The sequence below is a fragment of the Maledivibacter sp. genome (genome assembly GCA_025210375.1).
Lineage (GTDB): Bacteria > Bacillota > Clostridia > Peptostreptococcales > Caminicellaceae > JAOASB01.
The window spans coordinates 32546-50717 of sequence record JAOASB010000019.1 but is presented as its reverse complement, the minus strand read 5'-3'; the positions used below and the strand labels follow the sequence as shown (position 1 = coordinate 50717).

The window sequence follows — 18172 nt, the reverse complement described above, 5'->3', positions numbered from 1 at the left end:
TGATAGTATGATTTTAGTATGTGGTGGTGCAGGTTATATAGGTAGTCATACAGTATATGAGCTTATTGATAAGGGAGAAGAAGTTCTTATAGTAGATAACCTACAAACAGGACATGAGGGCGCAATTCATCCAAAAGCCAAATTCTGTAATGGTGACATACGAGATAAAGGATTTTTGAACAAAGTATTTAATGAAAATAGGATAGAGGCAGTAATACATTTTGCTGCTAATTCATTGGTGGGGGAAAGTATGGGAAATCCCCTGGGATATTATGAAAACAATGTTTATGGGACCCTAAGGCTACTAGAAGCTATGGAAAAACATAATGTAAAAAATATAGTATTTTCATCTACCGCCGCTGTATATGGGGAACCAGAAAATATCCCAATATTGGAAGAGTATAAGACCCAGCCCACAAATCCCTATGGAGAGACAAAGCTAGCCATGGAAAAAATGTTCAAATGGGCAGATAGTGCATATGGAATAAAATATATTTCCCTAAGATATTTTAATGTGGCAGGAGCCCATATAAGCGGAGAAATAGGTGAGGATCACAATCCAGAAACACATCTAATCCCCCTAATCCTACAAGTTCCTTTGGGTAAAAGGGAACATATCTCAATATTCGGTGATGATTATGATACCCATGATGGAACCTGTGCAAGGGATTATATACATGTGAGTGATTTGGCAGATGCCCATATACTTGCCTTAGAAAAATTAAGGAGAGGTGGCAAGAGTTCAATTTACAATTTAGGGAATGGAGAAGGTTTTACGGTTAAGGAAATGGTTGAAGGGGCTAGAAAAGTTACAGGGCATCCTATCCCCGTAAAAATTACTGGGAGACGATCGGGAGATCCCGCTAAGCTTGTGGCATCATCTGAAAAAGCTAGGAATGAATTAGGATGGAATCCAAGCTTCACCAATATAGAAGATATTATTAGAAGTGCGTGGACATGGCATCAAAATAAACCAAATGGATTTGAAGATTAAGAGGTGAGAAAATGCCTAGTAATATATACCTAGAAATACAAAGACTAATTAACTATTCATTGAATAAAGGGTTAATCGGTGAAGATGATATTTCCTATTCTAAAAATTTACTTCTAGATGTTTTAGGTTTAGAAGATTACAAGGAAGTTGAGGGTATAAATGAAAACCTAGCTTCACCTAGGGATATTTTAGAAAATATATTAGGTTGGGCCTATGAAATAGGGGTATTAAAACACAATACACCTGTCTATAAAGACCTCTTAGATACTAGGATAATGAATTGTTTTATGCCTAGGCCATCTGAGGTGGTAAAAAGATTTTATGAAAAGTATTGGGTAGAACCACAAAAAGCTACTGAGTATTACTATGCTTTAAGTAAAAGCTCAAATTATATAAGAACAGATAGAATAGCCAAGAACATTGTTTGGAAGACATCAACTAAATATGGGGATTTGGATATTACCATAAATCTTTCTAAGCCTGAGAAGGATCCCAAAGCTATTGCTGCGGCAAAAAACATAAAATTAACCTCATATCCGAAATGTTTACTATGCAGGGAAAATGAAGGCTATGCCGGGAGGGTTAATCATCCTGCTAGACAGAATCATAGAGTGATTCCACTTACATTAAAAGATGAAAAGTGGTTTTTACAATACTCACCATATGTCTATTACAATGAACATAGCATAATATTTAAAGGCAAACATGAGCCAATGAGAATATCTAAAGAAAGCTTTGATAGGTTGCTGGAATTCATAGAAAAATTTCCCCATTATTTTATTGGGTCAAATGCAGATTTGCCTATTGTTGGAGGTTCTATCCTTTCCCACGATCATTTTCAAGGAGGTAATTATGAATTCGCCATGGAAAAGGCTCCATTAGAAAAAAACTTTAAATTCCATAATTATCCTAATATAAAAGCTGGGATTGTGAAATGGCCAATGTCTGTGATCCGATTAAGGGGCACTAATAGATATGAAATTTCAGAGCTAGGAGAAATTATATTGGAGAAATGGAAGGCCTATAGTGATGAAGAAGTCCATATATCTTCCCATACCAACGACATACCCCATAATACAATAACGCCTATTGCTAGAAGAAGGGAAAGGGATTTTGAACTGGATTTAGTTCTCAGAAATAATAGGGTTAGTGAAGAATATCCATTGGGAATATTTCATCCCCATAATGATGTACATCATATCAAAAAAGAAAATATTGGTTTAATTGAGGTAATGGGATTAGCGGTATTACCTGCTAGATTAAAGGACGAATTAAATATATTAAGTCAATATTTAATAAATCCTGGGAAAAATATCGAGGAAGAAGAGTCCTTAAAAAAACATATACAATGGTTTAATTATTTGAAGGAAAAATATAAAGATATTGATAAAAGTAGGGTGGACATCATCCTAAGGGAAGAAGTGGGTAAGAAGTTTATGTCTGTCCTTGAACATGCTGGAGTTTTTAAGGTTAATGATAAAGGTAGGAGCGCTTTTATTAAATTTTTAGAAAGTATAAATAATTAGTGGAGTTGAATAATTATGGATATTTTAAAAAGTAGCTTTGGAAGATTAAAAAGTGGTGAAGAAGTAATAAAATATAGCTTGATAAATGATAATAAATTTACAGTGAATGTGCTGAATTATGGAGGAACTATAACGGAAATAATGGCTCCCGATAAAGAAGGGAACCTTGAAAATATAGTGTTAGGTTTCGATGATATTAAGGACTATGAAGAAAAATCACCTTACTTTGGATCAATAATTGGAAGAATTGCAGGTAGAATATCCAATGCACAATTTGAAATCCATGGACAAAAGTATGCACTGGTGAAAAATGATGGAAAAAACAATCTGCATGGAGGGGATAAAGGCTTTGATAAGGCTTTATGGAACGTAGAATGTATAAAAGGAAATGACTATATCGGTATCAAAATGTCGTTTTTGAGCCTTGATGGAGAAGAAGGTTTCCCGGGAAATCTACATGTAGATGTAAATTATATTTTAAATAATAATAATGAACTTGAAATAAAATATAGTGGGATTTCAAATAAAAATACAATTATTAACCTCACAAACCATTCCTATTTTAATCTTTCAGGCGATTTAAGGGAAGATATATTAGGGCATAAACTAACTATAAATGCTGATAAAGTCGCATATGTAGATGGTGAGGTAATTCCCACTGGAGAGCTTTTCGATGTAGAAAACACTGTCTTTGATTTTAGAGATGCTAAAGTGGTCGGTGAGGATATAAATAAACAAGTTCAGCAGTTAGAACTTTGTGGAGGATACGATCACCCCTTTTTATTAAATAGTGGGGAAGGATTCTCAGCAAAGCTTGAGCATTGGAAAAGTGGTAGAATACTAGAAGTGATAACAGATCAGCCAGTAGTAGTATTTTATTCGGGAAATGGACTGGAAGAAGATTTAATATTGGGTGGGAATAAAAAATGTAAGAAGCATATAGGTTTGTGCCTTGAAACCCAAGACTATCCTAATTCAATAAATCAAGATAATTTTCCAACAAAAATATATGGACCTGGGGAAAAATATGAGGCTCATACAAAATATAGATTTTACATAAATAAATGATATAGAGATTCCAGTCAAAACTTTAATTTATACATATCAAAAATCCCCAGAAACATCGGATATTTTGAGATGTATAAATTAAGATTTACCTGGAACTCTCTCTCTGTGATCCCTCTTTAATTTTTTATTATAAAAAGAAATTAGGAAAGAAAAATTCTTTTCTGATTTCTTTTTTTATAATTGAGGAAATTGCATAACTCTTACTTGGCTAAGCCTGATATGCGAATATCATCCTATATTTAATTGCTTAAGATATAAGCATATTTGATGGTATAGTTCTTAAGGTTTCTTAACTATATTATAGTAGATAGTTTTGCAGAAGGTAATTATGCAATTTGCTCAATTTACAAATGATGTTTTAAGAGTTTTTTAAGAATCTGTTAATTAGTCTGTAAATTCTATGGATTAATATATTGCTATGGGGTTTAGGCACATTTAAAAAACAAACTAGTTTTCTTACCCGTCCTTTTAATTCTTTTTGTCGTTACTTCATCCCTTACATAGGGCTAGTATGCCCACGATAAAGTACATAGATAATAATCGAAATTACTTAGCAATCTGACTTGTTTATTTTTTTCATGTGCCTTAAAATAACTATAGTAGCATAAGGGGAGGTGGACTATATGTGCATTATTATAAGAACAAATAACTTAACTAAATACTATGGGAAGCTAAGAGCCGTTGACAATATAAATCTTACCGTAAGGAAAGGTGAAATATATGGTTTTTTAGGTAGAAACGGAGCGGGTAAAACCACTACTATAAAAATGCTTTTAGGACTTATAAAACCTACTTCAGGGGAGATTGAAATTTTCGGTGAAAATCTTAAAAAATCGAAATATAGCATTCTAGAAAGGGTAGGCTTTGCAGCGGAATTCTCAGGCTTCTATCCAAATCTCACGGGGGCAGAAAATTTAAAAATAAATACTAGACTTTTAGGTGTACAGAAGATGAATGCAATAGAAGAGGCTTTAAATATAGTTGGAATGTGGGATGAAAGAAATAAGTTAATAAAAAAATACTCTCTTGGAATGAAGCAGCGTTTGGGAATTGCGAGGGCTATCATTCATAATCCTGAGCTTATTATATTTGATGAACCAACAAATGGTTTAGATCCAATAGGTATAAAGGATACACGTAGACTGATAAAATCCTTGGCAGAGAAAAGAGACATCACCATATTTATATCTAGCCATATATTGAGTGAAGTACAACGATTGGCGAATAGAATAGGAATAATTCATAATGGAAGAGTGCTAGAAGAGATATCCTTTGATGAATTGAGAAAGAAAAATAGAAGATATATAGAGATTCAAGTTTCTAATGATTCAAAGGCTTGTATGCTGCTAGAGAGAGAATTGAAATTATCTGATTATGAAGTCCACGAAGAGAATACCATAAGGATATATTCCCATTATGAAATGACTAGTATAATTAATAAAATGTTTGTTGCAAATGATATTAATGTACTGAAGTTAGGGTTAAGTGAAGATAATCTTGAGGATTATTTCATTAAGCTGACTGGTGGTGACAAAATTGATTAGGACGTTAAATATTGAGATGTTAAAGTTAAAGAGATCAACTATGATATGGGTTAGCTTGTTTGGTGTAGCAGTAGCTCCAATACTTAATTACTTAATATTTCTGAGCTTAAAAGCCAATAGACCCTTAGATATTAGTGCCCAAAGATATTTTGAGCAATGTTACATATTTTTTGCAGTTTTAATAGCACCAATGATGTTTGGACTAATAGCTACATATATTTTTAATAGAGAATATCAAGATGGGACATATGGGAATATGTTAACTATTCCAACTGGGAGAACAGAGCTGATTATTAGTAAAATGATAATTCTATTTGTATGGATTATTTTACTTGTACTATTTAACTTCGGAATATCTATTTTTTTAAACTACATGGGATTGTTTATTAAATTTAGTAAAGAACTGATAAGTGAATATTTAATAATATATTTATTAACTGGGGTCCTATGTTTTGCTTTGATGCCAGTGACTATATTTATAACTTTAATATTTAAGAGCTACATTCCTTCTATGGGATTTAGCATTTTTGTTACCATATCAAGCTTGGTTCTTACGGATACTAAGTTTGGGGAATTGTTTCCATGGGCACTGACTTATCTTCTTTCAACATCTCCAAAGGATTTTTATTACCCTATATCATATTCTATAGCTTCTATAACATTAACTTTTATCATTTCTCTGGCAGCTTGTATAATATATTTTAATAGATTAGATATACAATAGTAAAAAACTGACCATCTATAAACAAACGGAATAGACGGTCAGTTTTTATTTTTATTCCTAACAGAATGACCTAAATCTTAAGGCCCTGAACTTACAAACTTAGAACTTATTGCCCCGAAAAAAACTTAAGGAACCTATTGTTTTTATCCATAAATATAACTGTGTCCTCATCTATTGTTTTTTCATAGGAGTCTAGCGATTTCCAGAATTCATAAAAATCTGGATATCTGCTGAATCATAGCTTAGTTTCCATAGTAAACCTCCTTAAAGTTAGTTGATTTATGATATAATTCTACTTTTTTTTCAAAAGTCCTTTAAAATTAATTTGTTTTTAACAAATGCATATTAGGCAATAATTAGATATAATATAAAATAAACATAGGGTATATAGTCTTATATGTCTTAAACGAGCTTTAGTGTAATAAATATTATAAGAATGGAAGCATTGAATATACCCTTGGAGGTAGAATTATGTATAAGAAGCGGAATAAAATATTACCATTTATGATTGAGGAAATAGTAAGTAGGTTTAAATTCCATAACATTTCTGCCTATGGGGCACAATTAGCATACTTTTTTTTACTATCCCTTTTTCCCTTTTTAATTTTCCTCATAGCAATCTTAAGCCATTTTTCCATATCCTTGGATGGGGCCTTTGATATCTTGTCGAAGGTTGTACCAAAAGAAGTGATAATTATCATTAATGATTATGTAAAAGCATTGCTGCCTACGGGGAGTATAAATGTATTATCAATATCTATTTTGGCAGCTATATGGTCGGCTTCAAGAGCAATAAATGCACTAATTAATGGACTAAATAACGCATATGAAGTTCAAGAAACAAGGGGATTTATTAAAAAGCGAATTCTTGCCATGCTTTTTACAGTTTTAGTAGCATTTTCAATAGTTTTAGCATTGACAATACCTAATATGGGAATGGATTTTTTATTATGGCTATCTAAATTTATTGGACTCACGAACTTTGTTATTAAGCTTTGGTATTATCTAAGATGGGTAATGATAATATTTATACTTTTCTTAGTTTTGGGTTCCCTATACCTAGTTGCACCAAACGTAAGAACAAAATTTAAAGAAATAATTCCAGGCACTTGCTTTGCAATTTTTGGTTGGATTGCCATATCCCTCGGATTTTCTTATTTCGTTAATAATTTTAGAAACTATACAATAGTATATGGGAGTTTGACAGCCATAATAGTTTTAATGATATGGTTATATTTGAGTGGAGTTATTTTAATTATTGGGGGAGAAATGAATTGCTTATATGGAATTTATAAGGAGCTTAATAGAAAAGAGGATTCCATAAAAGTGTGAGAAGAGCTACTAATAACTAAGCCTTGTAGGAATATTACACTAATATTACAAAATAGGAATTGGGTTGCATTTTTTACAAATACGTAATATAATAAACAAGAAATATATGGAATATAATAATAAGTGACTAATAAACTATTTAAAGAAGGAGGTCGTGTACAAATGGTACGTAATATGAAAATGTTATTTAACGGATGTAAAGCTTCGAATTCAACGATAGTATATTTATTATCATATGTTGAAAAAATCAAATATCTATTTTGCACGGCGTATGTCTCAAAACAGTTGGTCTATTCCGCTGATTAATACTAATAGTTTTGTATAATAAATAGAACATTAGAGCCATAGGTCGTGTATAAAATACCTATGGCTTTTGTATTGTAAAGAATTTAGTGTTAAATTATTAAATAATATACAATTCAATGTCATATGAGGATTATAGTTGTTTTGTTTAACTATGCCATAGGTATTACTGCCTATGGTTTTTTTGTTGCATATAAACCTTTAAAATTTTAAAAGGCATATTTTGGACTACAAATGTGTCACTAGACACCTTTGTTTCATATAGATATTTTGAACGTGGGGAGGTAATAATTATGATGGTGATGGAAAACTAGCATAACAAAAGTTAGAAGTCAGGATTAATTATGGAGGTGGTTTCAGTGATTAATAAAGCTGTAATAAAATATGAGAATTCGGTATTAATAGATTGCAAGAGAAATCTCAAGGAGGAGATAAAGATGTCGTTAATTAATATGGCAATGAATATAGGTCATTTTGATATAAATATTTCTATCAAAAAAGACATGGATAGAAAAAGAGAAATACTAGCTAAAAGAGCTAAGCAGGATCAAAGAATAAAAGAAATATTAGAAAAAAGAAACAACCTACTGGCTAATTATCATATACATGACTATATGGGATAAAATAGAAGGGGCATCTCCCCTTCTATTTTATTTTTAGTAATCTAAATCTATTTAAGGTAGCTATTATCTCATGTTTTCTAGGTAAGGCTAGATTCCCAGGATGACCTGTAAATGATGATATGGCATCTAGACCTTTACTTTCGATAGTTTCATATACTTTGTCAACAACAGTAGAAATAGGCAATTTATTGTTTGAAAAGTTCTTGGATATGTATTCAATAATAACTGATATACAGTTTGTTTGACTGCTATCTACAAGCTGTTCTAAATATTTCAAATCTATTTCGGTTTTGTTGTAAATAATTGTGCTTAGACCCTTTGCCCTTATCTTTGTCCCTTTATGATTTTTGGGAAAACTTGAACTTAAAAGTAATCTATGGGGACTGCTGGTATAAAAGGAGCCATTTGTTATGGATTTACTATAATCCTTGATGATTTGCTTTGCTTTATCAGTAACATCGTAGGGTATATATTTATCCATCATTATGACGTTATCTGCTACCTCAAAATAGTCACCGGAGCTGCCAGCCACCATAATAGTTGATATATTCAGGTTTTCATATAGAAATCTTACTTTATCGATAAAAGGTGTTATGGGTTCCTTATCCGTTGTAACCAGTTCTTGCATTTTTTTATCCCTAACCATAAAATTTGTTGCACATGTGTCTTCGTCAATCAGCAAAAGATCAGTAGAAATTTCAAGGGCTTCCATTATATTTGCAGCCTGTGAAGTACTTCCACTGGCATTTTCTGTTGAAAATCTTTCTGTGTCTTGACCATTTGGAAGATTATTTATAAATGGAGAGATATTGACCTTTTCAATTCTTCGTCCATCCTCAGCCCTTATCTTAATGGCCCTATCTGTGGTGATTACAAATTCCCGACCATCACCTTCAATATGATCGTATACGCTTCTCTCTAGTGCCTTTAGAACTGTGGATTTACCATGATAACCTCCACCAACGATTAATGTAATACCTTCTGGGATACCCATTCCTTTGATTTTCCCTTTGTTTGGAAGGTCAAATTCGATTTCAAGATGTCTAGGACTCACAAAGGGAATAGCGCCATTAGTTAGGGGTTTATCTGAGACCCCGCTTTCTCTAGGTAAAATTGAACCATTGGCAATAAACGAAATAACTCCTTTTTTCTTTAATTCATTCCTTAAATAATATTGATCTACTACTAAATCAACATGTTTTTTTAGCGCGGCTGTATTGATATTGTTATAGTATAGAGAATATTCAATGATTTTAGGCAGTGCATCAAAAAATATTTTAATGGCTTCTCTTCCCAAAACCCTTCTTCCAGCCGCAGGTAGCCCCACTTCAAATCTTGCTTCTAAATGTTTATCATCTATAACTACTGAGGTTCTACGTAATATCTCCTGACCAGGCTTGTCCACAGTTAATAATCCACTTTTTCCAGAACCCTTGACCTTGGTATAGTATTTATATATTCTATGGGAAAAAAGTCTAGTAAGAAAATCACACACTGCGATATTTTTATGGATTCCATCAAATAGTGTTGATGGAAACTTAGCCATATCTTGAGATATTATTATTCTTCCCCTTGATGGAGAAGCAAAGGGGTCACCTTGTACAGAATCTATTGACAATACGTAATCATCAAATTTATACTGACCTCTAATTTCTTTATATGCTTTATAGCCTTTGCCATCGATTTGCAAAAGTTTATCATGAAAATCCCTATGATTTTTCAAGGTGCTGACCTCCTAAAGTATAATATAGATAAACAACATTAAGACTTAAAATATATTTCAGAGAAAATAATGAACGCTTCTACATTTTTTCTTTGAAATATATTAAACCTTGAAGTTGTTTATCTTTATATGGGTTAAATATATTATACTATGAAATAACTACTTATAAAGATTTACTTGGGAATCTCTATATACATATTCTAAACCCATGGGAACAGTTATTATCCCATGGGTTTGGAATAATAATGTAAATAAGGCATATTCAAAAAATAAACTAGTAATCTTACTTGTTTATTTTTCCATATGCCTAAGGAAACGCCAATAAGCTTTTCTATAATAATATAAAATGCTATAGGTACTATGATTATATTATTAGTATCCAAGGTATGGATAACCACCATATCCACCATAACCACCATAGTATCTACGTCTTCTTCTACGTCTTCCCCGCCTTCTACCTAATAATTCTCTAAGAAGTAATACAGATACGAGATCTCTGCCAAGGTAACCGTCATATCTTCTCATAAGATTATGATTTTTTCCTGAATTTGATCCGTTACTATTGTCACGTTGAAATTCATCATAGATTTCATCTACCATTTCATCAAAGGTTTCTTGGCTTGGAAATGGATTCATGTTAGTGTCATCTTCCACATCTTTCTCGTTACATTTTCTTTTTACATAAGGATATATCTTGTTATAATTATCGGGATACATTTTCTCAGCTTCTTTTTCGCAATAGTATATATAGTTATCATCGTAATGATACACCTCTACACGCTCCTTTACCATAAATATCCCATAGGGAATAATAAAATTTATACAATATCATAATATGTATAGAAAAAGAAATTGTGAATGATTTATAAACTATATATTTATGATAAATACAGCAAAAAATTCCTTGGAATTCATCGACCTATACTCCACAATACCCCGCATCTATAAATGCAGATAGGATTTACTAAGTAAATTATTATTCTATAAAACATGTTATAATAAAGTTAGAAATTTCTAGCACGTATATCAAGGACGAGGAGGAAGAAAATGACTGGTTCTTTTGCAAATGAATTGTATAGAAAAATTTGTGATAGTCTTTTAGACAAAGGGGTATTAAAGCAGATATCGTTATCTTCAGGTATTGTAGAGAAGCATATAAAATCAGATCATTTTAAATATCAAGTAAATAAAATAGTTATACATAATGATTATTCATGTAAAGCAGTACTAGTTTTATGTAAAGAATTAATAGAGTATTTGATGAAGGGTAAGCTACCTGAGGACTGGCTTTTCTATGTTTATCAATATGCCCTTAGCAGATCCTTCCCAGATGCAGTTACCATAAGACTTTATGGAAATTTAAACAATGCCTGCATATTATATTTAGAAGTTTTAAAGGTCGTATTGGAGAGCCAAAAAATATCCGGTGATAATAGCTGGGAGAGTAACTATCCCCTTAATTTTTTAGCTAAGGAAGAAGAGAATGAGCTTGAAAATATTGAAGAGTACAAAAATTTCAAAAGGGCCTTTGAGGATGAATATGTATATGAGATGATGAAGCTAAACCAAGAGGTTATGGGCTATAGTTCTCTACAGCATATTTCTGGGGTACATTATTTAGCCCTTTTTATAGGACGACAATTAAAGGCTGCAGGAGTGTCAATAGATTTGGGAAGGGTTTCGGGTTCTGCTGCTGGACATGATATAGGTAAGTTTGGATGTAAGGGAGCAGAGTTAAAAAGAGTTCCATATTATCACTATTATTATACTGATGTATGGTTTAAGAAGCATAATATAACATATATTAGAAATATTGCAATCAATCATTCAACTTGGGATCTGGAATTGGAAAATTTATCCCTTGAGAGTCTTGTATTGATATATTCAGATTTTAGAGTAAAGAAAAAAGAAAATCGTATGCATATATATAGTCTACAGGAATCCTTTGATGTGGTTCTAAATAAACTAGATAACCTTGATAAAGCAAAGGAAAAAAGGTACTCAAGGGTATATGCTAAGCTTAAAGACTTTGAAGATTATATACTTGATCTAGGAATAAATGTAGATGTTAAGCCTGAGAAAACAAACCTTCAAAAATCACAAATAAGGAAAAAATACTATTCACTGATGCGAGGAAAGGATATAATAAAAAATCTTAAATATCTTTCTATAACCCATAATATAAATCTTATGTATAAGCTAAGAGATGAATTTTCATTAAACTCCATAATAGAAAAGGCGCGAAGTGAAGAAGATACCAATAATTTAAGAAGCTATTTAAATGGTTTTCAGGAATATTCAACATATCTTACTCAGAAACAGAAACTGATAACCGTAAGATTTTTATATGAGCAACTAGTTCATCCCGAGGATGATATTAGAATCCAGTGTGCCAACATTATTGGAGCCTTGATTGCTACCTTTGATGAGGTGTATAGAAAAGAAGTGCCAGAAAATGTGGTGTTAGAGCCTCCGGGATATGCTGCCTATGAGTTGTTTGACGATTATCTAAATTTATTTCTATTTCCAAGTAGACAGATTATTCCTACACATCAAAGATGGATCGGAAAAAGCATGAAATTAATGGTGGCATCATTATTTTCCAATTGTCCTAAGCACCAAATTAAGGATTTCATAAAAGTCCTATTAAAGTATTATAAAAAGGATATGAAGCAAAGTCATCAATTAAAGTTAAATATATTAAATACCGCAAAGTACATTCCTGTAAATGAATGCGAAGAATATGAAATTGAAAATTTGCTGGATTATATAAGGGATAACGTTTATGGGGAAAATAATGATCTGAGATTATCGGCCCTCGAAACTATATATAATTTAATACCTAAGCTAGATAGGAATTCTAGAACTTTAAATTTTATTAAGAAGGACTTTGGTCTTGATATAAAATATTCTGGGTTTGCTGTAGAAAACTTTTTAAAGTTAAAGATTGCTAAGCTCCTTGAACTAGATCATTCAGTAGTTTTACAGTATGAGGAGTTTTGTAATAGGGATGAAGAAAAAATGCCAAGCATGTTCTTGAGTAATCTCAAGACAGCAACTGATTGGGTCACAAAGAAATATCAAGTAGAGCTTATAATGGAACACACCTTAAATAATCTAGATAATATGGGTATACATACTGCTATGCATTTTTGTAACCTTCTAAAGGTTAGTGCCAGTGAAAATGTAAGAAATAAAGGCGGAGAAGCTTTGATTAAAATAGTACCTAATTTACCATTTGATCAAAGAAATGATATTGTAGTAGAGCTTTTAAGGGCCCTAGAAATAGAAGGTTATCAATTTACAAAATATATAACTAACTATCTTGGAAGACTTATGCTTTATTTACAGCCCGTTGAACTAGATGAATTAATATGTGACTTTATAGAGAAGATAAGACAGTCAAGTCCCAATGTAATATGCCTTTTATTAAAGACCATCAGTATATGTATAACCAATTATCCTAAATATAAGGATTTCTTTGATGAAACGGAGAAATCATACAATGATAGATATATAAAGATGCTAGGAATATTATTGAATGGACTCGTAAACAACAACATGCAAGTAAGGCAAGTGGCATTTAGCGTTATTGGTATAGACATATTTGGGTCCAAGCAATTAAGTTTAGAGGGAAAATACAATATATTCAAGCTTGTTGCAAAAAAGATTCTTACTTTACTAGGAAACCGAAAAGAAACAAGGGAATTATACTTTTTAACTAATTCCGCAGGATTAAATCATATTTATAGATTTATTTCAGACTACAAATTTTATAATGGGCCTATTAAACTTGACGATCAAAGAAAAATTGCTTTTTTCCCTGGAAGCTTTGATCCATTTTCTTTGAGTCATAAGGAAATCGCCAGAGAAATAAGAAATTTGGGCTTTGAAGTTTATTTAGCTATTGATGAATTCTCATGGTCTAAGAGAACACAGCCTAATTTAATACGAAGAAATATTATTAGGATGTCTATTGCCGATGAACTAGGTATACATTTATTCCCTAGTGATTTTCAGATAAACATTGCAAATGACAAAGATTTGGAAAAATTACGTACTGCCTTTCCAATGACAGATATTCACATTGTTGCAGGAAGTGATGTAGTATTAAACGCATCGGCATATAAGAAGTATGCGGAGGAATCCATATTATCCTTTTCCCATATAGTATTTGATAGAAAAAACCTTTATGTTTCAGAAAGTAGTGATTCCGATCTTGATAAAATAATTAATGAAATAAAAGGTAATGTAATAAGATTATCCTTATCCTTTCAATATGAAGACATAAGTTCTACTCAGATTAGAAATTACATAGATCAAAATAGGGATATATCCAGTTTGGTCGATCCACTAGTACAAAAATATATTTATGAGAACAGCTTATATAGAAGAGAACCTCAATACAAGACTCTTATTCAAACTAAATCTATTTCCGTAGAGGTTGTAGAGGGTATATCGGAAAATCTTTTGACTCAATTGACTACATTTTTATCTAAATATAATGAAAAGTCCTATGATATATTGAAAAATATATTCAAAAAGCTTTGGCCAAGGGTAATGATTCTCAGGGATATAAAGAATAATGGTAAAATACTAGGTTTTTCAATTTTTCATTGGATACGTTCAAACATGATTTTTAAGGAATTTCAAGATAACATTGTTTCAGAATATATACGTAAAAATTATGTAGGTAGAATCATTCTTATAGATGGAATATTTGTAAATAAGGATTCCCATATATCTAATTTAGAACAAATCATACTTACTGAAACCCTTGCTTTTTCTTTAGCAAAGGACTATACCTATGGAATCTTTAGAAATGTAATAGATGGATATTCCTGTGATACCCTGCATGAAGCCGTACAGCTCCAGGGATTTCAGTTAGTACCGGAGTGTGATCCTAAGAAGCCCGTTTTTGCAGTGAGTATGATAGCTCCATGCACCCTATATCTGGGGGTTGAAACATTTATTAAAGAACCCTTTGTTAGCAATTTAAAGGTAACAGATGTGATAAATCACTGTAGAAAAAGACTTCAGAAAGCTATCGTAGACCTTTATCCTGGGAATTTAGTATTAGCTATTGATAAGCAAATGGTTTATGAAAACCTCATAAAAAAGATATGTGATGAAAATGGGGTTCCTACTATTCCGACCATACCTAGAAAATTAGGTGAAGACATGTGTGTTCCCTTCGGACAAATTCTAAAGGGATATATAATACCCAATACTATAACAAAATCTATGCATACTGAAAAATATTTTTGGCCTGATGCTAAGGAATATGATATAAGTGCATATCCATATTATATGAATCTAGAAAATCAGGTTAAAATGATCAGTTCATTTGATAGGCCACTAATATTAGTAGATGACCTTTTGCATAAAGGCTATAGAATAAAAGCCCTAGATCCAATACTCAAGAAGGTTAATGTGGAGGTTAAAAAAATTTTTACGGGAATACTATCAGGACGGGGTAAGGAACTTATGGATATGCAGGATAGAGAGGTTGATTTTGCTTATTTCATACCAAAGTTAAATGTTTGGTTTAATGAAAGCGCCATGTATCCATATATAGGTGGGGATACTCTTTGGAGAGGGGTCTATCCAAAGAGAAATCTTGTTCCATCAATTAATCTGATACTGCCATATACTTCGCCTACATTTATCAAAGGAACCTCTAATGAAGCAATATACAATCTATCAAAGGTTAGTATAGAAAATGCTATAGAAATATTAACGGTTCTAGAGGCTGAGTATCAGAAAATAAATGAGAGAAGTTTAACCCTGGCACATTTAGGAGAAGTATTTATTTACCCAAGATGCCCCGATCACGGTGAAAATATGAACTATGATTTAAAGCTTAATCCATCCCATTATCTGAAAAACGACTTGACCATTTTAGAACGTCTTGAATATACGATATGTAAAGAGTAGAGGTGATGAGAATGTTTTATTATAATCTAGATAATGAAATATTATTTTCAAGTAGTAAGTATGATGACTTAAAGGAAATAAGTGAAAAAGATGCCATGGGAAATACACATAATATTTTTCTTTTGAAGAAAATGGAGCCATTAAAGTCTAGAAGAAGCTTTTCTGTATCTGATCCGTCATTAGTATATGACCAAGATGAGGGGGTCAATCTTCTACAAAAAAAGGACCCAGTAAACTTTACTTTACCTAATTGGATAATAGATAAAATAAATCATAGAAAGGTTACTTGTATAAATACTGAATATCCCAATTGGAAAGATGTACTAAATAATTCAAGCCCTAAAAAATGGATAGTAAATGTTTTAGGACTTGGAGATGTAGGTGGAACCCTAATTACAGGGCTAAGATTATTAGGGGGAGATTGCATTTCTGAGGTGGGAATCTATGATAGAGGAGATAGCAAAAAAAGGAGATGGGTTCTTGAAGGAAATCAAATACTCTCAGCCTTTGATGGAAGATCCTATCCACGTATTAAAGGAGTCAGCCTTGAAGAGCTATTTGATTGTGATATGTTTGTATTTTGTGCAAGTGTAGGTGTACCACCTGCCCATGAGAAGGTGGAGGATGTAAGAATGATTCAGTTTCAGGGAAACTCTAAAATTTTGGAAACCTATGCAAATATGGCTAGAAAGCGTGGGTTTAAGGGAATATTTGCAGTAGTGTCTGACCCTGTAGACCTACTATGCAAATCGGTTTTTTTAACCAGCAACACCGATAAAAATGGAGAATTGGACTATAAGGGATTGGCTCCAGAGCAAATTAGGGGATATGGACTTGGTGTAATGCATGCCCGTGCCGCTTATTATTCAAGCTTAAGCCCTGAAACCTCCCATTATATAAATGAAGGTAGGGCCTATGGCCCCCACGGTGAGGGTCTTATTATTGCCGACAGTATAGAAAACTATAATCCAGAGATATCCTTACATCTAACCCAAAAAGCAAAGGAAGCAAATCTAGAGGTTAGAGGAACAGGGTTCAAGCCATACATCGCACCGGCCCTATCGTCGGGGAGTTTATCTCTTATAGCGACCATCAAAGGGGATTGGCACTATAGTACTACATATATGGGCGGAGTTTTTATGGGAGCAAAGAATAGATTAGCTTCTACGGGTACGGAAATAGAGAGACTAAAGCTACCAAAACCATTAATCGATCGTCTACAAAAAACCTATAAAAAACTGGAGAGTATAATATGAAAAAAGTATATCTGATCATGCCAGGTGAGATATCAGACAGACTATCGAAAATGGTTGCAGTTACTACTAAGGGATTAGATACTTACATAATTAATGATTTAACTAATATTCCAGATTTAACAAATAAGAAGATTATATTTGCCGTAGAGCTTGATGATTTAGGCTATAATATTCCCATTTTTGAGATGCTATCTAGGCTGTCTCAAAGAGGTGAAAATGCACTAAATGGATCAAGTGCTGTGATAATAATACATAGTCCAAATGAATTATATACGAAAAGTACTGCCCAGGATATAATATTTAAAGCCAACCGAATGGGATGTCGTTTTCCAGGGCACCCTTTGGTTGAGGCCATAGAGGGCCTAAAAAACCTTAGGACATGGCAAAAACAGCTAAAAATGTCATTGGAGGATATCAGTTTGGATTTATGTGAGAGATTGCGTGAAAATTTTATCCATGAGAATCCTAGCGTGATTAAAAGACCTAGAATTATTGTACTTCATGCTAGCTCCCATGCTACCTCCAATACTTTAATGCTGTGGAATATGATAAAAGGATATCTTGTGGATTGTGACATAGAGGAATATCATGTTGAAAACGGTACAATCATTGATTGTAAGGGCTGTGACTTTACCACATGCATGCATTATAGTAAAACCAATTCGTGCTTCTATGGGGGGATGATTACTAAGGAAATATTGCCTGCCATCGAAAGAGCCGATGCAGTAATATGGATATGTCCTAATTATAATGATGCCATATCTGCAAAGCTTACTGCGGTGATCAATAGAATGACGGTGCTTTATAGGCGCACTAAGTTTTACAAAAAGACATTGTTTGGAGTCATTGTTTCAGGAAATTCTGGTTCTGATTCCGTGGCAAAGCAACTTATAGGGGCATTAAATATAAACAAAAGCTTTAGATTGCCCCCTTATTTCTCTATTATGGCCATAGCAAATGATGCTGGAGAAATAATGAAGGTAGAAAATATTGAAAATGATGCAAAGAAATTTGCTCAAAATATTATAGGAGAGATAAAGGCCTAGTGAGGAAAAATGTACTTGTTAGACCATATGTTTGATAATTTCATAAATTTTATATTTTTATGAAACTTTTTCGTGATAAAAACGTCTATAAATAAG

12 protein-coding genes are annotated in these 18172 nt (G+C 32.5%); 10 read left to right on the top strand and 2 right to left on the bottom strand.

Features of this window, described 5'->3' with window-relative positions:
- Positions 1–7 precede the first annotated feature (7 nt).
- The 7 genes from galE to N4A68_06245 all read left to right on the top strand — a co-directional run bounded on the left by galE (position 8) and on the right by N4A68_06245 (position 8114).
- Positions 8–994 (top strand): UDP-glucose 4-epimerase GalE, encoded by a 987-nt coding sequence (gene galE, locus N4A68_06275; GenBank protein MCT4563912.1) that lies wholly within the window; start codon positions 8–10, stop codon positions 992–994.
- A gap of 11 nt (positions 995–1005) precedes the next feature.
- Positions 1006–2520, top strand: coding sequence for a UDP-glucose--hexose-1-phosphate uridylyltransferase (galT, locus tag N4A68_06270; protein MCT4563911.1), 1515 nt, complete (start codon positions 1006–1008; stop codon positions 2518–2520).
- Between the two features lie 15 nt (positions 2521–2535).
- Positions 2536–3588, top strand: coding sequence for a galactose mutarotase (locus N4A68_06265; GenBank protein MCT4563910.1), 1053 nt, complete (start codon positions 2536–2538; stop codon positions 3586–3588).
- A gap of 623 nt (positions 3589–4211) precedes the next feature.
- Complete coding sequence (locus tag N4A68_06260) at positions 4212–5132, top strand: ABC transporter ATP-binding protein (protein MCT4563909.1); 921 nt, start codon at positions 4212–4214, stop codon at positions 5130–5132.
- Positions 5125–5856, top strand: a complete 732-nt coding sequence (locus N4A68_06255; protein MCT4563908.1) for an ABC transporter permease — start codon at positions 5125–5127, stop codon at positions 5854–5856. The genes N4A68_06260 and N4A68_06255 overlap by 8 nt, the downstream gene beginning before the upstream one ends.
- A gap of 471 nt (positions 5857–6327) precedes the next feature.
- Positions 6328–7188 carry a YihY/virulence factor BrkB family protein gene (locus N4A68_06250; GenBank protein MCT4563907.1) on the top strand — a complete coding sequence of 287 codons (861 nt, stop codon included), beginning with the start codon at positions 6328–6330 and terminating at the stop codon, positions 7186–7188.
- Positions 7189–7850: 662 nt separating this feature from the next.
- Positions 7851–8114 carry a hypothetical protein gene (locus tag N4A68_06245; protein MCT4563906.1) on the top strand — a complete coding sequence of 88 codons (264 nt, stop codon included), beginning with the start codon at positions 7851–7853 and terminating at the stop codon, positions 8112–8114.
- Between the two features lie 22 nt (positions 8115–8136).
- Here the strand turns inward: N4A68_06245 and N4A68_06240 are convergent, their stop codons facing one another.
- Positions 8137–9837, bottom strand: coding sequence for an ABC-ATPase domain-containing protein (locus tag N4A68_06240; protein MCT4563905.1), 1701 nt, complete (start codon positions 9835–9837; stop codon positions 8137–8139).
- A gap of 372 nt (positions 9838–10209) precedes the next feature.
- Positions 10210–10629, bottom strand: coding sequence for a hypothetical protein (locus N4A68_06235; GenBank protein ID MCT4563904.1), 420 nt, complete (start codon positions 10627–10629; stop codon positions 10210–10212).
- 255 nt (positions 10630–10884) lie between these two features.
- Here N4A68_06235 and N4A68_06230 point away from each other — a divergent pair, with 255 nt between their 5' ends.
- From N4A68_06230 to N4A68_06220, 3 genes are read left to right on the top strand one after another with little or no spacing between them, the layout of a single operon-like run.
- Positions 10885–15774 carry a cytidyltransferase gene (locus tag N4A68_06230; GenBank protein MCT4563903.1) on the top strand — a complete coding sequence of 1630 codons (4890 nt, stop codon included), beginning with the start codon at positions 10885–10887 and terminating at the stop codon, positions 15772–15774.
- An 11-nt stretch (positions 15775–15785) separates the two neighbouring features.
- Positions 15786–17030, top strand: coding sequence for a lactate dehydrogenase (locus tag N4A68_06225; GenBank protein ID MCT4563902.1), 1245 nt, complete (start codon positions 15786–15788; stop codon positions 17028–17030).
- The gene (locus N4A68_06220) at positions 17027–18076 is read left to right on the top strand and encodes an NAD(P)H-dependent oxidoreductase (protein ID MCT4563901.1); all 1050 of its coding nucleotides are present in this window, start codon (positions 17027–17029) and stop codon (positions 18074–18076) included. The genes N4A68_06225 and N4A68_06220 overlap by 4 nt, the downstream gene beginning before the upstream one ends.
- Positions 18077–18172: the final 96 nt, after the last annotated feature.

Excerpts from the sequence above, each read along its gene's own strand:
- galE (MCT4563912.1), top strand. The coding sequence starts at position 8 with ATGATTTTAGTATGTGGTGGTGCAGGTTATATAGGTAGTCATACAGTA.
- galT (MCT4563911.1), top strand. The coding sequence starts at position 1,006 with ATGCCTAGTAATATATACCTAGAAATACAAAGACTAATTAACTATTCA.
- N4A68_06265 (MCT4563910.1), top strand. The coding sequence starts at position 2,536 with ATGGATATTTTAAAAAGTAGCTTTGGAAGATTAAAAAGTGGTGAAGAA.
- N4A68_06260 (MCT4563909.1), top strand. The coding sequence starts at position 4,212 with ATGTGCATTATTATAAGAACAAATAACTTAACTAAATACTATGGGAAG.
- N4A68_06250 (MCT4563907.1), top strand. The coding sequence starts at position 6,328 with ATGTATAAGAAGCGGAATAAAATATTACCATTTATGATTGAGGAAATA.
- N4A68_06235 (MCT4563904.1), bottom strand. The coding sequence starts at position 10,629 with ATGGTAAAGGAGCGTGTAGAGGTGTATCATTACGATGATAACTATATA.
- N4A68_06230 (MCT4563903.1), top strand. The coding sequence starts at position 10,885 with ATGACTGGTTCTTTTGCAAATGAATTGTATAGAAAAATTTGTGATAGT.
- N4A68_06225 (MCT4563902.1), top strand. The coding sequence starts at position 15,786 with ATGTTTTATTATAATCTAGATAATGAAATATTATTTTCAAGTAGTAAG.
- N4A68_06220 (MCT4563901.1), top strand. The coding sequence starts at position 17,027 with ATGAAAAAAGTATATCTGATCATGCCAGGTGAGATATCAGACAGACTA.